We start from the raw sequence: 13,397 nt of genomic DNA on the forward strand, positions 1-13,397 counted from the left end.
TGCGGCCCCGCTCAGATCGGGCGATAGCCCTGCCAATCGGGCACCTGGAGCTGGCTGGTCCCCTCAGGATCGGGGGAGAGCTGGACATGCCAACGCTGGCCGCCGAGCAACTCCAGCTGCTCGAGGGCCAGGCAGTCGTCCACGGCGCAGAGGTCGTCCTTGTGTTGCTGCAGCGCGCCGTGGAGCCACTGGCGTTTCGCCGCGGCCTTGGCCGCCTGCGGGGAGCGGGCCACCACCAGGCCGAACTGGTGCAGTTCCGCCAGGGAGTCCGGGCGGTAGGCGCCCAGGTTGACAAACCAGAGCCGCTCGGGCCGGGGCGCGGCGGGCTCTCGCGCGAGGCTCACCGCCCAGCCATCGATCGCTTGCACCGCCATGTAGGCATCCAGGTGCAGACCCTCACGCCTCCCGAACCACTGCCGCTTGAGCTCCGGAATGGTGTCGTCGATGGAGCGGCCCGCAACAAAGCGGACGTCATGCAACTCGATCAGGCTGCTGGCGGTGCGTCCACCCAGGACCACCAGAAATAGGGTTGGGGCGCTGGGGGATGGCGGCGTCATGGACCTGTTTCAGCGGCAGTGGGCCACCTACCGGGCCGTGTTGGATCACGACCTGATGGAGCACCAGGCCATGAGCCTGGCCTGCGGGCAGGTGCTGCGCCAGGTGTGTGCAACGGCCAAGGCCCCCAACCTGGTGGATTTGGGCTGCGGCGATCTTGGCTTGCTGGCACCGCTGCTGCAGAACTTGCCCCTGGGGCACTACACGGGGCTGGACCTCTGCGCCGAGGTTCTGCCCCTGGCGCAAGCCGCCTTAAGCCAGGCCCCCTTCCCCCGCTCCTGGCTGGCGGAGGATCTGCTGAGCTGGGCCAACGCGCCGCAGGCCGAGGCGGTGGAGGTGATCCACAGCAGCTATGCGGTGCATCACCTCCAGCAGGACCAGGACAAGGCCAACTGGCTAAAGGGATGCCGCAGACGCATCACCCCGGGGGGCCGCTTGATCTGGGTTGATGTCTTCCGCCAATCCGGGGAAAGCCGAGAGGCCTATCTGGCCCGCTGCGGGGGGCGGGTGCAGGGCTGGAGCGCCCTTGGCGCCGAACAACGCCAGGCGGTGCTCACCCACATCCAGCGCTTTGATTACCCCGCCGAGCGCGGCGTCATTGAAGGGATCGCCCAGGAGGCGGGCTGGAGCTGGCAGTGGGCCTGGGAGGGACGCCATGGGGCCGAGGCCATGGCCGTCCTCAGCCCCGCCTAGCTGTGCTCGCGCAGGAAGCTGATGGTTCCCTGCAGTTCCTCCGCGAAGCGATCGATCTCCTGGATCGTCGTGGTGAAGCTCAGGCTGGCCCGCGCTGAGGCACTAAGGCCGTAGTGGCGATGCAGGGGCTGGGTGCAGTGGTGGCCGCTGCGGATGCAGATGCCAGCGGAATCCAACAGGGCAGCGATGTCGTTGGCGTGGACACCCTCGACATGGAAGGCCGCCAGGGCCGCCCGATCCGGCTGCTGCTCCGGCGTGGGGCCAAGAACCGTCAGGCCATCGATGCCCTGCAGGCGTTCAAACAGATGGGCCGTGAGCTGCTGCTCCCAGGCATGGATGCGATCGAGACCCAGGGCCTGGAGGTAGTCCAGGGCCGCGCCCATACCGATCGCCTCACCGATGGCGGGGGTGCCGGCCTCAAATTTGTGGGGTAGCCCAGCCCAGCTGCTGTGGTCCAGGTAGACGTCCTGAATCATCTCGCCGCCGCCGAGGAAGGGAGGCATGGCTTCCAGCAGGGCCTCCCTGCCCCAGAGGAATCCCATCCCCGTGGGACCGCAGAGCTTGTGGGAGCTGCCCACCAAAAAGTCGGCGTCCAGCTCCTTGACGTTGACCGGCAGGTGGGGAAGGCTCTGGCAGGCATCCACCAGCACCAGGGCACCGGCGGCATGGGCCAGGGCCGCCACCTGGCTGATCGGATTGAGGCAGCCCAGGGTGTTGCTGACCTGCACCAGGCTCACCAGCCGTGTGCGGTCGGTGATCTTGCTGCGCAGGTCCTCCAGGTCGAGCTCACCGCTCTCGCTCAGGCCGGCATGGCGCAGGACGCAGCCGGTGCGATCCGCCAGCAGTTGCCAGGGCACCAGGTTGCTGTGGTGCTCCATCACCGTCAGCAGCACCTCATCGCCCGGGCGCAGGTTGGCTTCACCCCAACTGCGGGCGACCAGGTTGATCGCCTCACTCGCGTTGCGGGTGAAGACGATTTCGTTGGGACTGGAGGCGCCGATGAAGGCCGCAGCCTTGGCCCGAGCCCCCTCAAAGCCCTCGGTGGCGCGGGCACTGAGCTGGTGCGCGCCCCGGTGAACGTTGGCGTTGTCGTGGTCGTAGTAGTGCCGCAGGGCATCCAGGACCTGATGGGGCTTCTGGCTGGTGGCGGCGTGATCGAGATAGATCAACGGCTGCCCCAAGCAGGCCGTCTGGGCCAGCAGGGGGAAGTCCTGCCGCGTCTGGGCGGCCAAATCAACAGCAGGAACGCTCATCAGGCTGGAGGAGCTGCTCATGCCGATTCCAGCTCCAGCTGATCCAGGGGGCACCACTGGCGCGCGGGCTCCGGCAGGGCGCGCAGGACCTCTTCGCAGAAGGCGCGCTTCAGCAGGCCGGCGGCCTGCTCCGCGCCAATGCCGCGGCTCTGGAGATAGAAGAGCTCATCGGTTTGCAGGCTGCTGACCGTGGCGCCATGGGCGCACTTGACGTCATCGGCGACGATCTCAAGCTCGGGTTTGGTATCGATCCGGGCCCGATCCGAGAGCAGCAGGTTGCGGCTCAACTGCGCCGCGTTGGTCTGCTGGGCTTCCCGGGGCACACGCACAGCGCCGTTAAAGACGCTGCGGCCCTGGCCTGCGGCCACCGCCTTGTGGACCTGATCGAGCTCCCCTTCGGGGCCAGAGAACTGGACAAAGCTGTGGGTGTCAGCGATCTGCTGACCGCCCACCAACTGCAGACCGCGCAGGAGCGAGTGGGCCTGACCCTGGACCTGCACCAACCGCGGCTCGTGCCGGGCTAGTCCCCAACCCGCAGCGACGTTGCTGAGGGCAGCCTGGCTTTCCGGCTCTTGCTCAACGGCGATGTGACTGAACAGGGCAGCATCGCTTTGGCCAAAAGCCACCAGGCCATGGCGCAGCTGGGCGCTGCGGGCCAGGTGGGCCTCGATCACCAGGCTGACCAGACCCGCGGCCCGGGCCTCGATCAGCTGGGAGAGATCCAGCTGGGCTTTCTCCTCCAGCACCAGCAGGATCCGCAGGGGAAGCATGCCCCCGGAGCTAGCGCTGACCAGCTCCAGCGCCGCCGAGGCTCGGCTCTTGACCCGAAGGGCCAGGACCTGCGTGGCGCTGGCCTGATTGAGTTCCACCGGCCAGTGCTGCTGACAAGCCGTGGCCGCCAGGGTGTGGCCCAACCCTTGGGCCAGTTCCGCCTCGCTGAGGACCTCAAGCCCTGCGGGCAGGGTCACCCCCGCCAGGGGATCGCTTTGGCCATCGAGCTGCAAGCGCAGCACGGACCCGCCGGCGGCGAGGGTGGGCTGGGCAGGCTGAGCCGCCGCCAAGGGAAGCGCCTGCAGCAGGCTCAGGTCGGTGAAGCGCCAATCCTCACTACGCGAGGAGGGAACACCCTGCTGGGCCAGGGCAGCGCGACCGCGCTGCTGCACAGCCGCCAGGGCACCCGAGGCGGCAGGGAGCTGGGAGAGCCATTGCTCCAGCCAAGCTGCCCGTTGGGTGGGGGCGCTGAGGCTGGCGGTCATCAGGCCACCTCCGCGGCAGCCAAGGCGGCCAGCTCCTGGTCCACCCAGTCGTAGCCCCGCTCTTCAAGCTCCAGGGCCAGTTCTTTGCCGCCGGTGCGCAGCATCCGCCCGGCCGCCATCACGTGGACATAGTCCGGGGTGATGGCGTCGAGCAAGCGCTGGTAGTGGGTGATCAGCAGGGTCGCGTTGTCGGGGCTCGCCAGCTGATTGACGCCGCCAGCCACGATCCGCAGGGCGTCGATGTCCAGGCCGGAGTCGGTCTCATCGAGAATCGCCACCAGGGGATCCAGAAGGGCCATCTGGAGGATCTCGTTGCGCTTTTTCTCGCCGCCGCTGAAGCCTTCGTTCACCGAGCGATCAAGGAAGGCGGGATCCATCTGGACCACCTGCAGACGCTCACGAACGAGGTCTTCAAACGCGAAGGTGTCGAGCTCCTCCTCACCCTTCTGGGCGCGGCGCGCGTTGGTGGCCACCCGCAGGAACTCCAGGTTGCTCACCCCCGGAATTTCCACCGGGTACTGGAAGCCCAGGAACACGCCCGTGCGGGCCCGTTGCTCGGGATCCAGTTCCAGCAGGTTCTCGCCGCGGTAGGTCACGCTGCCGCCGGTGACGGTGTAAGCGGGATGACCAGCCAGGACCTTGGAGAGGGTGCTCTTACCGCTGCCATTGCGGCCCATCACCGCATGGATCTCGCCGGCACGGATGGTCAGGTTGACGCCCTTGAGGATCTCCTTGTCCTCGACTCGAGCGTGGAGATCCCGGATCTCAAGCAGCACTGGAGCGTCAGGGCGAATCACGGGGAAGGGAGACGAAAGGGAAACAAAGGGCCCGCATCGGGCCGGGGTCAGCAGTGGACTTAGCCGACTGAGCCCTCAAGCTTCAGGGCCAGCAACTTGTCCGCCTCGGCGGCGAACTCCATCGGCAGCTGGTTGAAGACATCGCGGCAGAAGCCGCTGACCATCATCGAGACGGCCTCTTCAAAACCGATGCCGCGGCTCTGCAGATAGAAGAGCTGATCTTCTGAGATACGGCAGGTGCTGGCCTCGTGCTCAACAGCGGCCTGGGGCTGCTGGGAGCGGATATAGGGATAGGTGTTGGCGGCGGCTTGATCGCCAATCAACATCGAGTCGCACTGGCTGTAGTTCTTGGCGCCGGTGGCTTTCGGTCCGATCTGGACCAGACCGCGGTAGCTGTTGGACGAGCGCCCAGCGCTGATGCCCTTGCTGACGATCGTCGAGCGGGTGCGCGGGCCCACGTGGATCATCTTTGTGCCGGTGTCGGCCTGCTGCATGTTGTTGGTCAGGGCCACCGAGTAGAACTCGCCCACCGAATCGGCGCCCTGCAGCACGCAACTGGGGTACTTCCAGGTGATCGCTGAACCGGTTTCCACCTGGGTCCAGCTGATCTTGCTGCGGGCACCACGACACTGACCGCGCTTGGTCACGAAGTTGTAGATGCCGCCCACTCCGTTCTCATCACCGGCGTACCAGTTCTGAACGGTCGAGTACTTGATCGAGGCGTCATCAAGCACCACCAGTTCCACCACTGCCGCATGCAGTTGGTTGGTGTCGAACATCGGGGCGGTGCAACCCTCGAGGTAGCTCACGGAGGCACCCTCTTCCGCAACGATCAAGGTGCGCTCGAACTGCCCGGTGTCTCCCGAGTTGATCCGGAAATAGGTCGACAGCTCCATCGGGCATTCGACGCCCTTGGGAATGAAGACGAAGGAGCCGTCACTGAAGACAGCTGAATTCAGCGCCGCGAAATAGTTGTCGTTGCTCGGGACCACCGTCCCCAGATAGCGCTCGATGAGCTCGGGATATTCCTTGACGGCCTCGCTGATCGAGCAGAAGACGACACCGTGCTCAGCCAGCTTTTCCTTGTAGGTCGTGGCGATCGAGACACTGTCGAAGACGGCGTCAACAGCGACGTTGGACAGCCGTTTTTGCTCGCTTAGGGGGATTCCAAGCTTGTCAAAGGTTTCCAGCAGCTTCGGATCCACCTCATCGAGGCTGGTCTTCTTCTCTTGCTGCTTGGGAGCGGCGTAATAAACGACGTCTTGGTAGTCGATGGGCGGGTAGCCCAAAGCGGCCCAGTCCGGTTCCTCCATCTGGAGCCACTGGCGATAGGCCCGCAGGCGAAAGTCCAGCAGGAATGACGGCTCGTCCTTCTTGCTGGAAATCAGACGCACCACGTCCTCGCTGAGGCCCTTGGCGATCTTCTCGGTTTCGATGTCAGTGACGAAGCCGTACTTGTACGGCTGGCTGACTAAATCACCAACGGCCTGAGCGTTACTCATGGGTGAGCCTCAACCGCCCGTATGGGCTTTGACGTCTTCCATCGAGATGGTCTGGTTCTCACCGCGGAAGGGATTGTCCTCGGTCAAAAACAGCATGCAGTGGCATTCCTTGCGCTCACGCATCGGCACGCAAGGGCAGTTCCAGAAGGCCTGCGCCACTTCGGCCTCCTTGTCTTCGTAGTGGCGGCAGGGGCACAGAGCGCCGCCCAGCTCGTCCTTGTGACGGGCCAGACCCTCGAGCACGACAGCCGTCACGCTGGGATCGCTGCAGAAATAGGTCCCCGTGCGCTGGGCGTAGGTCTCCGCAAACTTGCGGATCACCTCAAGGCTGTCGCTGGCTGACGGGGAGGGGGCTGCAGACATGAGCGCAGAGACAAAGCTGGTACGGACGTGCCGGGCGAGGACTGGCGCCCAGCGGGGCTGACAGCTCGTCCATCAACAACTTACGAAACACCAAGGTTTCGTAAGTGAACGATAGAGGCCTGAACCGTCAGCAGTGAGTGGTCATTGTTGCGCGTTGCCGGTGACAATCGGGGGGAGGGGCCTCTCGGCTCACTCGTCAGCGCCCGTTTAGCCGTGGCATGGTGTGGAAGACCGCTTTCCAACATGAGCGTCTCCGCCCAGTCACCGACACGCGAAGCCGCTCTCAGCCTGATGTTGCGGCAGGGGGAGCTCACGGCTGCCCAGCTCGCCGAGGCGCTTCAGGTGTCGGTCCAAGTCATGCGGCGCCATCTGCGCTCCTTAGAAGACGAGGGTCTGGTGGAAGCCAGTCCCACCAGCGAGGGCCAAGGTCGGCCCAGCAACCGCTGGCGCCTGACTAGCAATGGACGCGGACAATTCCCCAACGGCAGCGAACATTTCGCCCTGGGCCTCCTGAGCTCGATGACCGCCAACCTGCCCAGCGGGAGGGTCGAGGAGCTGCTCGAGCGGCAGGCCAGCGACAAGGCCGAGGACTACCGCAGACACATCGGCGCCGGCACAGTCCTGGAACGGCTGGAGCGCTTGGTGGAGCTGCGGCGGCGCGAGGGTTACGTCGCCGAGTTCCACGCCGAACCAGGCCAGGACAGCTGGGTACTGAGCGAGTTCCACTGCTCGGTTCAGTCCATCGCCCAGCAATTCCCCTGCGTCTGCGATCAGGAACTGGAGCTGATCAGACAGACCTTTCCCGACTGCCAAGTGGATCGGGTCCACTGGCTGCTCGAGGGCAACCAGGCCTGCGGATTCCGCCTCACCCCGAATTGATGCCGTGCTGAGCGAAGGGGACCTCAGCGAACTCGAGAGCACGCTGCTCCCGGCCTTCGAGCGCCATCACCTGCGCCTGCTGGCCCATAGCCTGCGCTGCCTGCAACAGGCGGCCGCCCAAGGGGAAGACCTACCGGAGGGGGCCCGTCTGAGCGCCTGGGCCGAGCAGCAACCCAACCTGGCGGTGGACCCGACCTTTATTCCCGTTCTGGTTGAGCAATTGGGCAAGGCCTCAGCCCAGCTGGCCAGCATCGGCAACGACCTCGGGAAACCCGCGCTTCAGCTGGAGATCGCCGACCTGGTGCGCTGGGGACAACGGCAGGCCGATGAGCGACTTAAGCCACCACACAACTGACCCCAGCCAGGCCCATCAGGGCCGCCAGGGCGCCTCGCCAGTCGGGGCGGTCCCCCTCCAGGGAGGCCAAGGGGAGCGCCATCACCGGAGCGGTCGCCAGGAGTGACACCGCCAGCGCCCCCGGCAACTGCTGCAGGGCGGTTTGCTGCAGGGCAATCCCAGCGCTGGTCCCCAGCAAGGTGGCGAGGATCCCCAGGGGCCAACGCCGCCGCTGCGGAAGCGGCCCCTGATGTCGCTGCAGCAGAGACGGCAGCAGCGGCAGCAGGACGAGAGTTGCCGCCAAGAGGCGCAGCGCGGCCGCCTGCAGGGGATCGATCCCACCAGAGCGCAGGGCCGCCCGGGCCAAGACGGCTCCGCCACTGCCGCAGGCCAAGGCCCCCAGGGCCAGCGCAACCCCCAGGCCCCAGTCCCGCGAGCGAGGCTCCCCGGCATCACGGCCTGCCACCAGTGCCAGGGCCGCTGTGATCAGGGCAATCCCCAGCCATTGCAGAAGACTGGGGCTCTCGGCCAGGGCCGCCATTCCCAAGAGCGCCGTCACCGCGGGACCGCCCGCATCAAGGGTCAGGGTGCGCCGGGTTCCGATGCGGCGCAGGGCGGCAAAGAAGAGGCTGTCGCCAATGGCAATGCCGAGAACCCCACTGGCGACCAGCAGCCAGAAGGCCCAGGGATCGCTCCATTGAGAGCCAACGCCGAACGCGCCCAAAAGCGGCAGCAGCAACAGCAGCGCCAGAGCGTTCTTAAGCAGATTGAGCTGGCTGGCGCTGAGGGCCGTTGGCAACCGCCGCCAAAGACTGCTGGCAAGGGTCCAACACAGGGCTCCCGCCAAGGCCGCCAGGACTCCGCTGAGCACGGCTGCAGGAGACGACTACGGCTTGCGATCATCGCTGCATCTGCTGCAGCGCCGTGACCCTTGCGATTGAGGATGCCCTCAGCTTTTTCCAGCTGAGCTGCGGCCGCTGGCGCTCCCAGCGCAGCGTCCATCACCTGCTGCACCGCCGCGCCGAAGCCGGAGGCTCGCTGATCGTGGTGGAGGAACTGGAGCGCACGGACCAGCGCCTGGCCGAGATCGCCGCACTCCACGGCCAGGATCCGGCTGGCCTGGTGGGGGGCTGTTGGGTGCGCTGGAGCGCCTCGATGGCCTGGGACAAAGCCGGTGAGGACCACACCGGCGAAAGCCTGTTTGGCCTAATCCCCACCGATGAACGGGGGCGTTCAGGGATCCTGCTCCGCGATCAGGGCTATGCCGAAAAGACTCCAGCCAGCTCGGAGTTCTCGATGGATGAACGGGACGGCCTACTGCTGAGCACCGGCTACGAAACGATGAGCGTTTGGGAACGCTTCTCGTTCTCCGGCCCCAACGTTCGGGTTCGCAGCAGCACCGTTGAGGGGCTCTCGAATAACGCGTCCTTCTGCGTCGAGATCCGATGCGACGACGTGAAGGCGACCGCGCCAGATTCAAACTCCAGTGAACAAAGGCTCTTCGAGGCCATCTCCCCCCTGGGCTGGTAAGTGCTGAGGAACGTTACGGACTGTGATCCCTCGCCAAGCGCAGGCGGTATCTGAAACGACACCCCGCTTAAGGTCGCAAAGTTGGATTGCGAAGCTCGAGTGGCCATCCCTCTTCTGGAGTACGCCCCCACTACTCAAAACAACAGGGTCGCTCCCATCCGAGTGAACTCCGATGAGACGGCGCGTGCGAATTCAATGGAATTCGCCAGTGACAGCGAGAACTGCAAGACCGTTATCGACAGCGCCTATCGCCAGGTCTTCTTCCACGCCTTCAAGTCGGACCGCAATCCATACCTGGAATCACAGCTCAAGAACGCTCAGATCACCGTTCGCGACTTTATTCGTGGCCTGTGTCTCTCCGACACCTTCAAGCGCAGCTTCTACGGGATGAACAGCAACTACAAGGTGGTGCAGCACCTTGTCGAAAAGTTGCTGGGCCGTAAAACCCACGGCAAGTCCGAGGAAATCGCCTGGTCCATCGTGATCGCCACCCGTGGCGTCGAAGGCCTGGTCGACACCATCCTCGACAGCGAGGAATACCTCGACAACTTCGGCTATCACACCGTTCCTTACCAGCGCGCCCGGGTTCTGCCCGGCCGCGACCTGGGCGAAACCCCCTTCAACATCACCAGCCCTCGGTACGACGAGTACTACCGCGGCATCCTGGGCTTCCCCCAAGTCGTCTACACCGGCACCGCCAAGAGCGTTCCTGCACGCGCCAAACAGCGCCGTGGCGGCTACATCCAGGACTACACCGATTGGGTGCGTTCCATGCCCGCGGCACGCGGAGCCACCAGCCCCCGTGGCAACAGCAACATCGATTACCTCTCGAAAGTCCCCTTCCGCAGCATCGGCCGCTGATCTACGGGCCAAGAGTTCTGAAGCGGCGGATGAACCGCCGCTTTTTTTGTGTTTCCACACCGGAGGCAGTCACGGGATCCTGACCACGACTGCCGATTGCACAAGGGATCAGGGAAAGTAAGTCCATTGATCCCGCAAGGAATCGGAAGCGCTGTGACCCAAGCCCTGACCTCATTGGCCCGCATGACCTTGCGCCAGCTGCGCCAGGTGGCCAGTGAACTGGGCGTGACGCTCTACAGCCGCAAAACCAAGGCTGAACTGGTTGATGCCATCGGCGAGCGCCAGGCCGACATGAGCAGCGTCGAGCAAGAACACAGCCCTCCACCCAAAACCATTGACAGCACGCGCGTCGTCTTTCTGCCGCGTGATCCCCAGTGGGCCTATGTCTTCTGGGAAATCTCTGAAAGCGATCGCCAGCAGGCATTCAAGGATGGAGCCAGCCAGCTCTGCCTGCGGGTCGCCGATGTCACTGGGGTGAGCGACGGAGGCGTGCACCCGCACACCCTGCAGGAAGTGCCCGTCGATAGCCACGCCACCGAGTGGTACCTGCCCGTGCCGCTCAGTGATCGCGACTACCGGGTTGAACTTGGCTACCGCGTCAACGCTGGTGGCTGGATCTCCCTGGCCTATTCGTCGATCGCGCGGGTGCCCGCGCTCCACCCCAGCGAACAAATCCTCGATCAGTTCGTTCCCTTCTCCCTCGAGGCCCCGCTCGGCCAGGTGGATGCCGCTGGGATCGCCAGCCAACCCGCCACCACTCCAGACAGCGGTCTGCACGAGCGGCTCTATCAAACCGCCACCAGCTTTGGACGGACGATGGGACGGGGCTCGGAGGCCTTCCATGAACTCGAGGGCGCCAGTGGCTCAGGCCTCAACGCGTCCGGTGCCGGCCTCTGGGCCAGCGGCCGCAATGAATCCGGCAGTGGCGTGGTCGGGCAACGCAAGCGCGCCTTCTGGTTGGTCGCCGATGCCGAGCTGATCGTCTACGGAGCCACCGATCCCTCCGCCCGCCTGAGCATTGGAGGGGAGGAGGTTCCCCTCTCCAGCGACGGCACCTTCCGGGTTCAAGTTCCCTTCCGCGATGGCGAGCAGGTCTATGCCATCGAAGCGATTGCGGCCGATGGCGAGCAGAAGCGCAACATCACCTTGAATTTCGATCGCAGCACACCAGAGGACAACAGCAACCCCAGCGACCAAGCTGTGGCCGAGTGGTTCTGATCACAGCTCCCCAATGAAAACCGTTGTTGCCTTCACCCCGCTGGCTGGAGCCGTGCTGTTCCCCATCGCCGTTCCCCTGTTGATGGTCAAGGTGGGTATTGGCGCCGGGGTCCTGGCGGCGGTGCTGATCAGCAGCCTCTGGTTTGGCTCGATGCTGCTGACCTCAGAAATGCCCGAGCACGGCTGAGGCACCAAGGGAACACTGGCTCCAGATCCCTCTTGAGACGTTGATGCTGCAGCGGCCCGCTTTCAGGAGCCTGCTAACCCTGGCCTGCCTGCTGCAGGGCTGCGGCAGCGCCGGGCAACTGATCGGCGCCGAGCGGGCGCCAGAGCTGGAACAGCACCCGCAGATCAGGGCAGCCTTCAACCAACGGGAGGACCGCGGCTACATCAGCCCGATCAGCCGCCAGTGGCGAGCGGGTGAGGACCTCGAGGCGCTGCTGATCGAAGCGATCCGCTCTGCGGAGTCCGAGATTCTGGTGGCCGTTCAGGAGCTCTCCCTCCCGGCCATCGCCCAGGCCCTGGTCAAGCAACACCGGCGGGGCATCCCGGTGAAGGTGGTCCTGGAGAACCTCTACAGCCAACCCTGGAGCAGCCAGCACGAAGCCGAGCTCAGCCCCCATCAGCGGCAACGCCACCGGCAGCTGCGCGCCTTAGCCGACCAAAACGGCGACGGGCAACTCTCGGAGAGCGAGCGGCAGCAGGGCGATGCCGTGGGCATCCTGCAGCGCGCGGGCGTCCCCCTGCTGGATGACACCGCCGATGGCAGCAAGGGCAGCGGCCTGATGCACAGCAAGTACCTGGTGGTCGATGGGCAGACCGTGGTGACGGGGTCGGCCAACTTCACCGCCTCAGGCATCCATGGGGACCCGGGCGCGCCCCGAACCCGCGGGAACGCCAACCACCTGCTGCAGATCGAGAACCCAGCGTTGGCCGCACTCTTCCGCGAGGACTTTGAGCGGATGTGGGGAGACGGGCCCGGCGGGCAACCCGATAGCCGCTTTGGCCTGGGCAAAGGTCAGCACGCCGCTGAGCGCATCCGTGTGGGAAGCAGCAAGGTGGAGGTGCTGTTTGCGCCCCATCGCCGCAGTGATCCCAACAACGGCCTGGCCTTGATCGCTTCCGTCCTCGCGGAGGCACGGGAGCGCATCGATCTAGCCCTGTTTGTCTTCTCCGCGCAGTCACTCACCGACCAACTGGCCGAGCGACTGGCGCAGCAGGTGCGGCTGCGGCTTGTGGCTGATCCAGGCTTTGCCAGCCGTCCCTTCTCTGAAGTCCTCGATCTCCTGGGGGTCGCCATGGCTGATCGCGACTGCAAGATAGAGACGAACAATCAACCGCTCGAGCGGGCAGCCGAAGGCGTCGGCACACCACAGTTGGCCCGCGGCGACAAACTGCACCACAAGTTCGCTGTCATCGACGGCAAGACCGTCATCACTGGCAGCTTCAACTGGTCGCCCTCTGCCGCCCATCAGAACGACGAGGTGCTGCTGGTGATCCGCTCCCCGCAGGTCGCCGCCCACTTCACCCGTGAGATGGATCGCCTCTGGCGCACTGCCGATCTGGGCATCACCGAACGACTGCGGCGCAAACTCGAACGCAACCGCCAGCGCTGCGGTAGTGGAATTCAGAGGAGCTGAGTGGCTATGGGAGTGGCTTCGCTACCAGACCAAGCAGAACTACGTAGATGCTTATCGGGTTGTTTAGCGTCGTTCTGAATCCACTGGTAAGCGCGATCACTTTGTCGATGACTGAGGGCGCTTGTGAAGTTGATTTCCTGAGAAGCAAACAGCAATTTACGGATCCGGATAAGTCACGCACCACTTGCTGTCTCCAGCATTCACGCGGGTGTATGGAAACTTGCAGGACTTACGGGAGTTTTCCCCAAGATAGATAATATCCTTATAGTCAGGCATCGCTTTGCATACTTTGCCGCTACCTGCTGGCAAGTAGACACCAGGACAATTCACTGCACTTCGGACGCTTACTGTTGGAGCAGCGACTGAAGGAGGCGCTACCGAAAGAAACAGTAGTGAAACAACCTTAGTCAATCTTGACCCAAAAGATGAAAGAGAAGCGCTATTCTGCGAGTTGATATGCAGGAAACACATAAGAGACGGATCACAGTATATGGGTGTACGCTACAGGAATACACG

The 13,397-nt window shown here is 64.5% G+C and carries 15 protein-coding genes; 8 read left to right on the forward strand and 7 right to left on the reverse strand.

Features of this window, described 5'->3' with window-relative positions:
• Positions 1-11 precede the first annotated feature (11 nt).
• On the reverse strand, positions 12-557 hold the full coding sequence (locus CB0205_RS0100490) for a DUF1543 domain-containing protein (RefSeq protein WP_010313038.1): 546 nt from the start codon (positions 555-557) through the stop codon (positions 12-14).
• On the opposite strand from CB0205_RS0100490, the gene CB0205_RS0100495 reads away from it, so the two are divergent.
• On the forward strand, positions 556-1,248 hold the full coding sequence (locus tag CB0205_RS0100495) for a class I SAM-dependent methyltransferase (RefSeq protein ID WP_010313040.1): 693 nt from the start codon (positions 556-558) through the stop codon (positions 1,246-1,248). The genes CB0205_RS0100490 and CB0205_RS0100495 overlap by 2 nt on opposite strands.
• Here the strand turns inward: CB0205_RS0100495 and CB0205_RS0100500 are convergent.
• From CB0205_RS0100500 to CB0205_RS0100520, 5 genes are read right to left on the reverse strand one after another with little or no spacing between them, the layout of a single operon-like run.
• Positions 1,245-2,522, reverse strand: coding sequence for a SufS family cysteine desulfurase (locus CB0205_RS0100500; protein ID WP_010313042.1), 1,278 nt, complete (start codon positions 2,520-2,522; stop codon positions 1,245-1,247). The genes CB0205_RS0100495 and CB0205_RS0100500 overlap by 4 nt on opposite strands.
• Positions 2,519-3,757, reverse strand: a complete 1,239-nt coding sequence (gene sufD / locus CB0205_RS0100505) for a Fe-S cluster assembly protein SufD (RefSeq protein ID WP_010313043.1) — start codon at positions 3,755-3,757, stop codon at positions 2,519-2,521. Before sufD ends, CB0205_RS0100500 begins: the two co-directional genes overlap by 4 nt.
• Positions 3,757-4,554 carry a Fe-S cluster assembly ATPase SufC gene (sufC, locus tag CB0205_RS0100510; protein WP_029625992.1) on the reverse strand — a complete coding sequence of 266 codons (798 nt, stop codon included), beginning with the start codon at positions 4,552-4,554 and terminating at the stop codon, positions 3,757-3,759. Before sufC ends, sufD begins: the two co-directional genes overlap by 1 nt.
• A gap of 59 nt (positions 4,555-4,613) precedes the next feature.
• Positions 4,614-6,056, reverse strand: a complete 1,443-nt coding sequence (gene sufB, locus CB0205_RS0100515; RefSeq protein WP_010313045.1) for a Fe-S cluster assembly protein SufB — start codon at positions 6,054-6,056, stop codon at positions 4,614-4,616.
• A gap of 9 nt (positions 6,057-6,065) precedes the next feature.
• On the reverse strand, positions 6,066-6,419 hold the full coding sequence (locus tag CB0205_RS0100520; protein ID WP_010313046.1) for a ferredoxin-thioredoxin reductase catalytic domain-containing protein: 354 nt from the start codon (positions 6,417-6,419) through the stop codon (positions 6,066-6,068).
• Positions 6,420-6,662: 243 nt separating this feature from the next.
• On the opposite strand from CB0205_RS0100520, the gene sufR reads away from it, so the two are divergent.
• On the forward strand, positions 6,663-7,298 hold the full coding sequence (sufR, locus tag CB0205_RS0100525) for an iron-sulfur cluster biosynthesis transcriptional regulator SufR (RefSeq protein ID WP_010313049.1): 636 nt from the start codon (positions 6,663-6,665) through the stop codon (positions 7,296-7,298).
• 4 nt (positions 7,299-7,302) lie between these two features.
• Positions 7,303-7,653 (forward strand): hypothetical protein, encoded by a 351-nt coding sequence (locus tag CB0205_RS0100530; RefSeq protein WP_010313051.1) that lies wholly within the window; start codon positions 7,303-7,305, stop codon positions 7,651-7,653.
• On the opposite strand, the gene CB0205_RS0100535 is transcribed toward CB0205_RS0100530, so the two are convergent.
• Positions 7,634-8,503: a DMT family transporter gene (locus CB0205_RS0100535; protein ID WP_010313053.1), complete on the reverse strand. Its 870-nt coding sequence runs from the start codon at positions 8,501-8,503 to the stop codon at positions 7,634-7,636. The genes CB0205_RS0100530 and CB0205_RS0100535 overlap by 20 nt on opposite strands.
• 53 nt (positions 8,504-8,556) lie before the next feature.
• On the opposite strand from CB0205_RS0100535, the gene CB0205_RS0100540 reads away from it, so the two are divergent.
• The 5 genes from CB0205_RS0100540 (at position 8,557) to CB0205_RS0100560 (ending at position 12,881) form a co-directional block, all read left to right on the forward strand.
• Positions 8,557-9,162, forward strand: a complete 606-nt coding sequence (locus CB0205_RS0100540; RefSeq protein ID WP_010313056.1) for a phycobiliprotein lyase — start codon at positions 8,557-8,559, stop codon at positions 9,160-9,162.
• Positions 9,163-9,261: 99 nt separating this feature from the next.
• The gene (locus CB0205_RS0100545) at positions 9,262-10,023 is read left to right on the forward strand and encodes a phycobilisome rod-core linker polypeptide (RefSeq protein ID WP_029625993.1); all 762 of its coding nucleotides are present in this window, start codon (positions 9,262-9,264) and stop codon (positions 10,021-10,023) included.
• A gap of 153 nt (positions 10,024-10,176) precedes the next feature.
• Complete coding sequence (locus tag CB0205_RS0100550; RefSeq protein ID WP_010313064.1) at positions 10,177-11,241, forward strand: DUF4912 domain-containing protein; 1,065 nt, start codon at positions 10,177-10,179, stop codon at positions 11,239-11,241.
• A 13-nt stretch (positions 11,242-11,254) separates the two neighbouring features.
• Positions 11,255-11,428 carry a hypothetical protein gene (locus CB0205_RS16225; protein ID WP_010313066.1) on the forward strand — a complete coding sequence of 58 codons (174 nt, stop codon included), beginning with the start codon at positions 11,255-11,257 and terminating at the stop codon, positions 11,426-11,428.
• 43 nt (positions 11,429-11,471) lie between these two features.
• Positions 11,472-12,881, forward strand: coding sequence for a phosphatidylserine/phosphatidylglycerophosphate/cardiolipin synthase family protein (locus CB0205_RS0100560; RefSeq protein WP_010313068.1), 1,410 nt, complete (start codon positions 11,472-11,474; stop codon positions 12,879-12,881).
• Positions 12,882-13,397 lie beyond the last annotated feature (516 nt).

Source organism: Synechococcus sp. CB0205, from assembly GCF_000179255.1.
Classification (GTDB): Bacteria; Cyanobacteriota; Cyanobacteriia; order PCC-6307; family Cyanobiaceae; genus Vulcanococcus.

Coding starts and splice junctions, on each gene's coding strand:
- CB0205_RS0100495 (WP_010313040.1), top strand. CDS start 556: ATGGACCTGTTTCAGCGGCAGTGGGCCACCTACCGGGCCGTGTTGGAT.
- CB0205_RS0100490 (WP_010313038.1), bottom strand. CDS start 557: ATGACGCCGCCATCCCCCAGCGCCCCAACCCTATTTCTGGTGGTCCTG.
- CB0205_RS0100500 (WP_010313042.1), bottom strand. CDS start 2,522: ATGAGCAGCTCCTCCAGCCTGATGAGCGTTCCTGCTGTTGATTTGGCC.
- sufD (WP_010313043.1), bottom strand. CDS start 3,757: ATGACCGCCAGCCTCAGCGCCCCCACCCAACGGGCAGCTTGGCTGGAG.
- sufB (WP_010313045.1), bottom strand. CDS start 6,056: ATGAGTAACGCTCAGGCCGTTGGTGATTTAGTCAGCCAGCCGTACAAG.
- CB0205_RS0100520 (WP_010313046.1), bottom strand. CDS start 6,419: ATGTCTGCAGCCCCCTCCCCGTCAGCCAGCGACAGCCTTGAGGTGATC.
- sufR (WP_010313049.1), top strand. CDS start 6,663: ATGAGCGTCTCCGCCCAGTCACCGACACGCGAAGCCGCTCTCAGCCTG.
- CB0205_RS16225 (WP_010313066.1), top strand. CDS start 11,255: ATGAAAACCGTTGTTGCCTTCACCCCGCTGGCTGGAGCCGTGCTGTTC.
- CB0205_RS0100560 (WP_010313068.1), top strand. CDS start 11,472: ATGCTGCAGCGGCCCGCTTTCAGGAGCCTGCTAACCCTGGCCTGCCTG.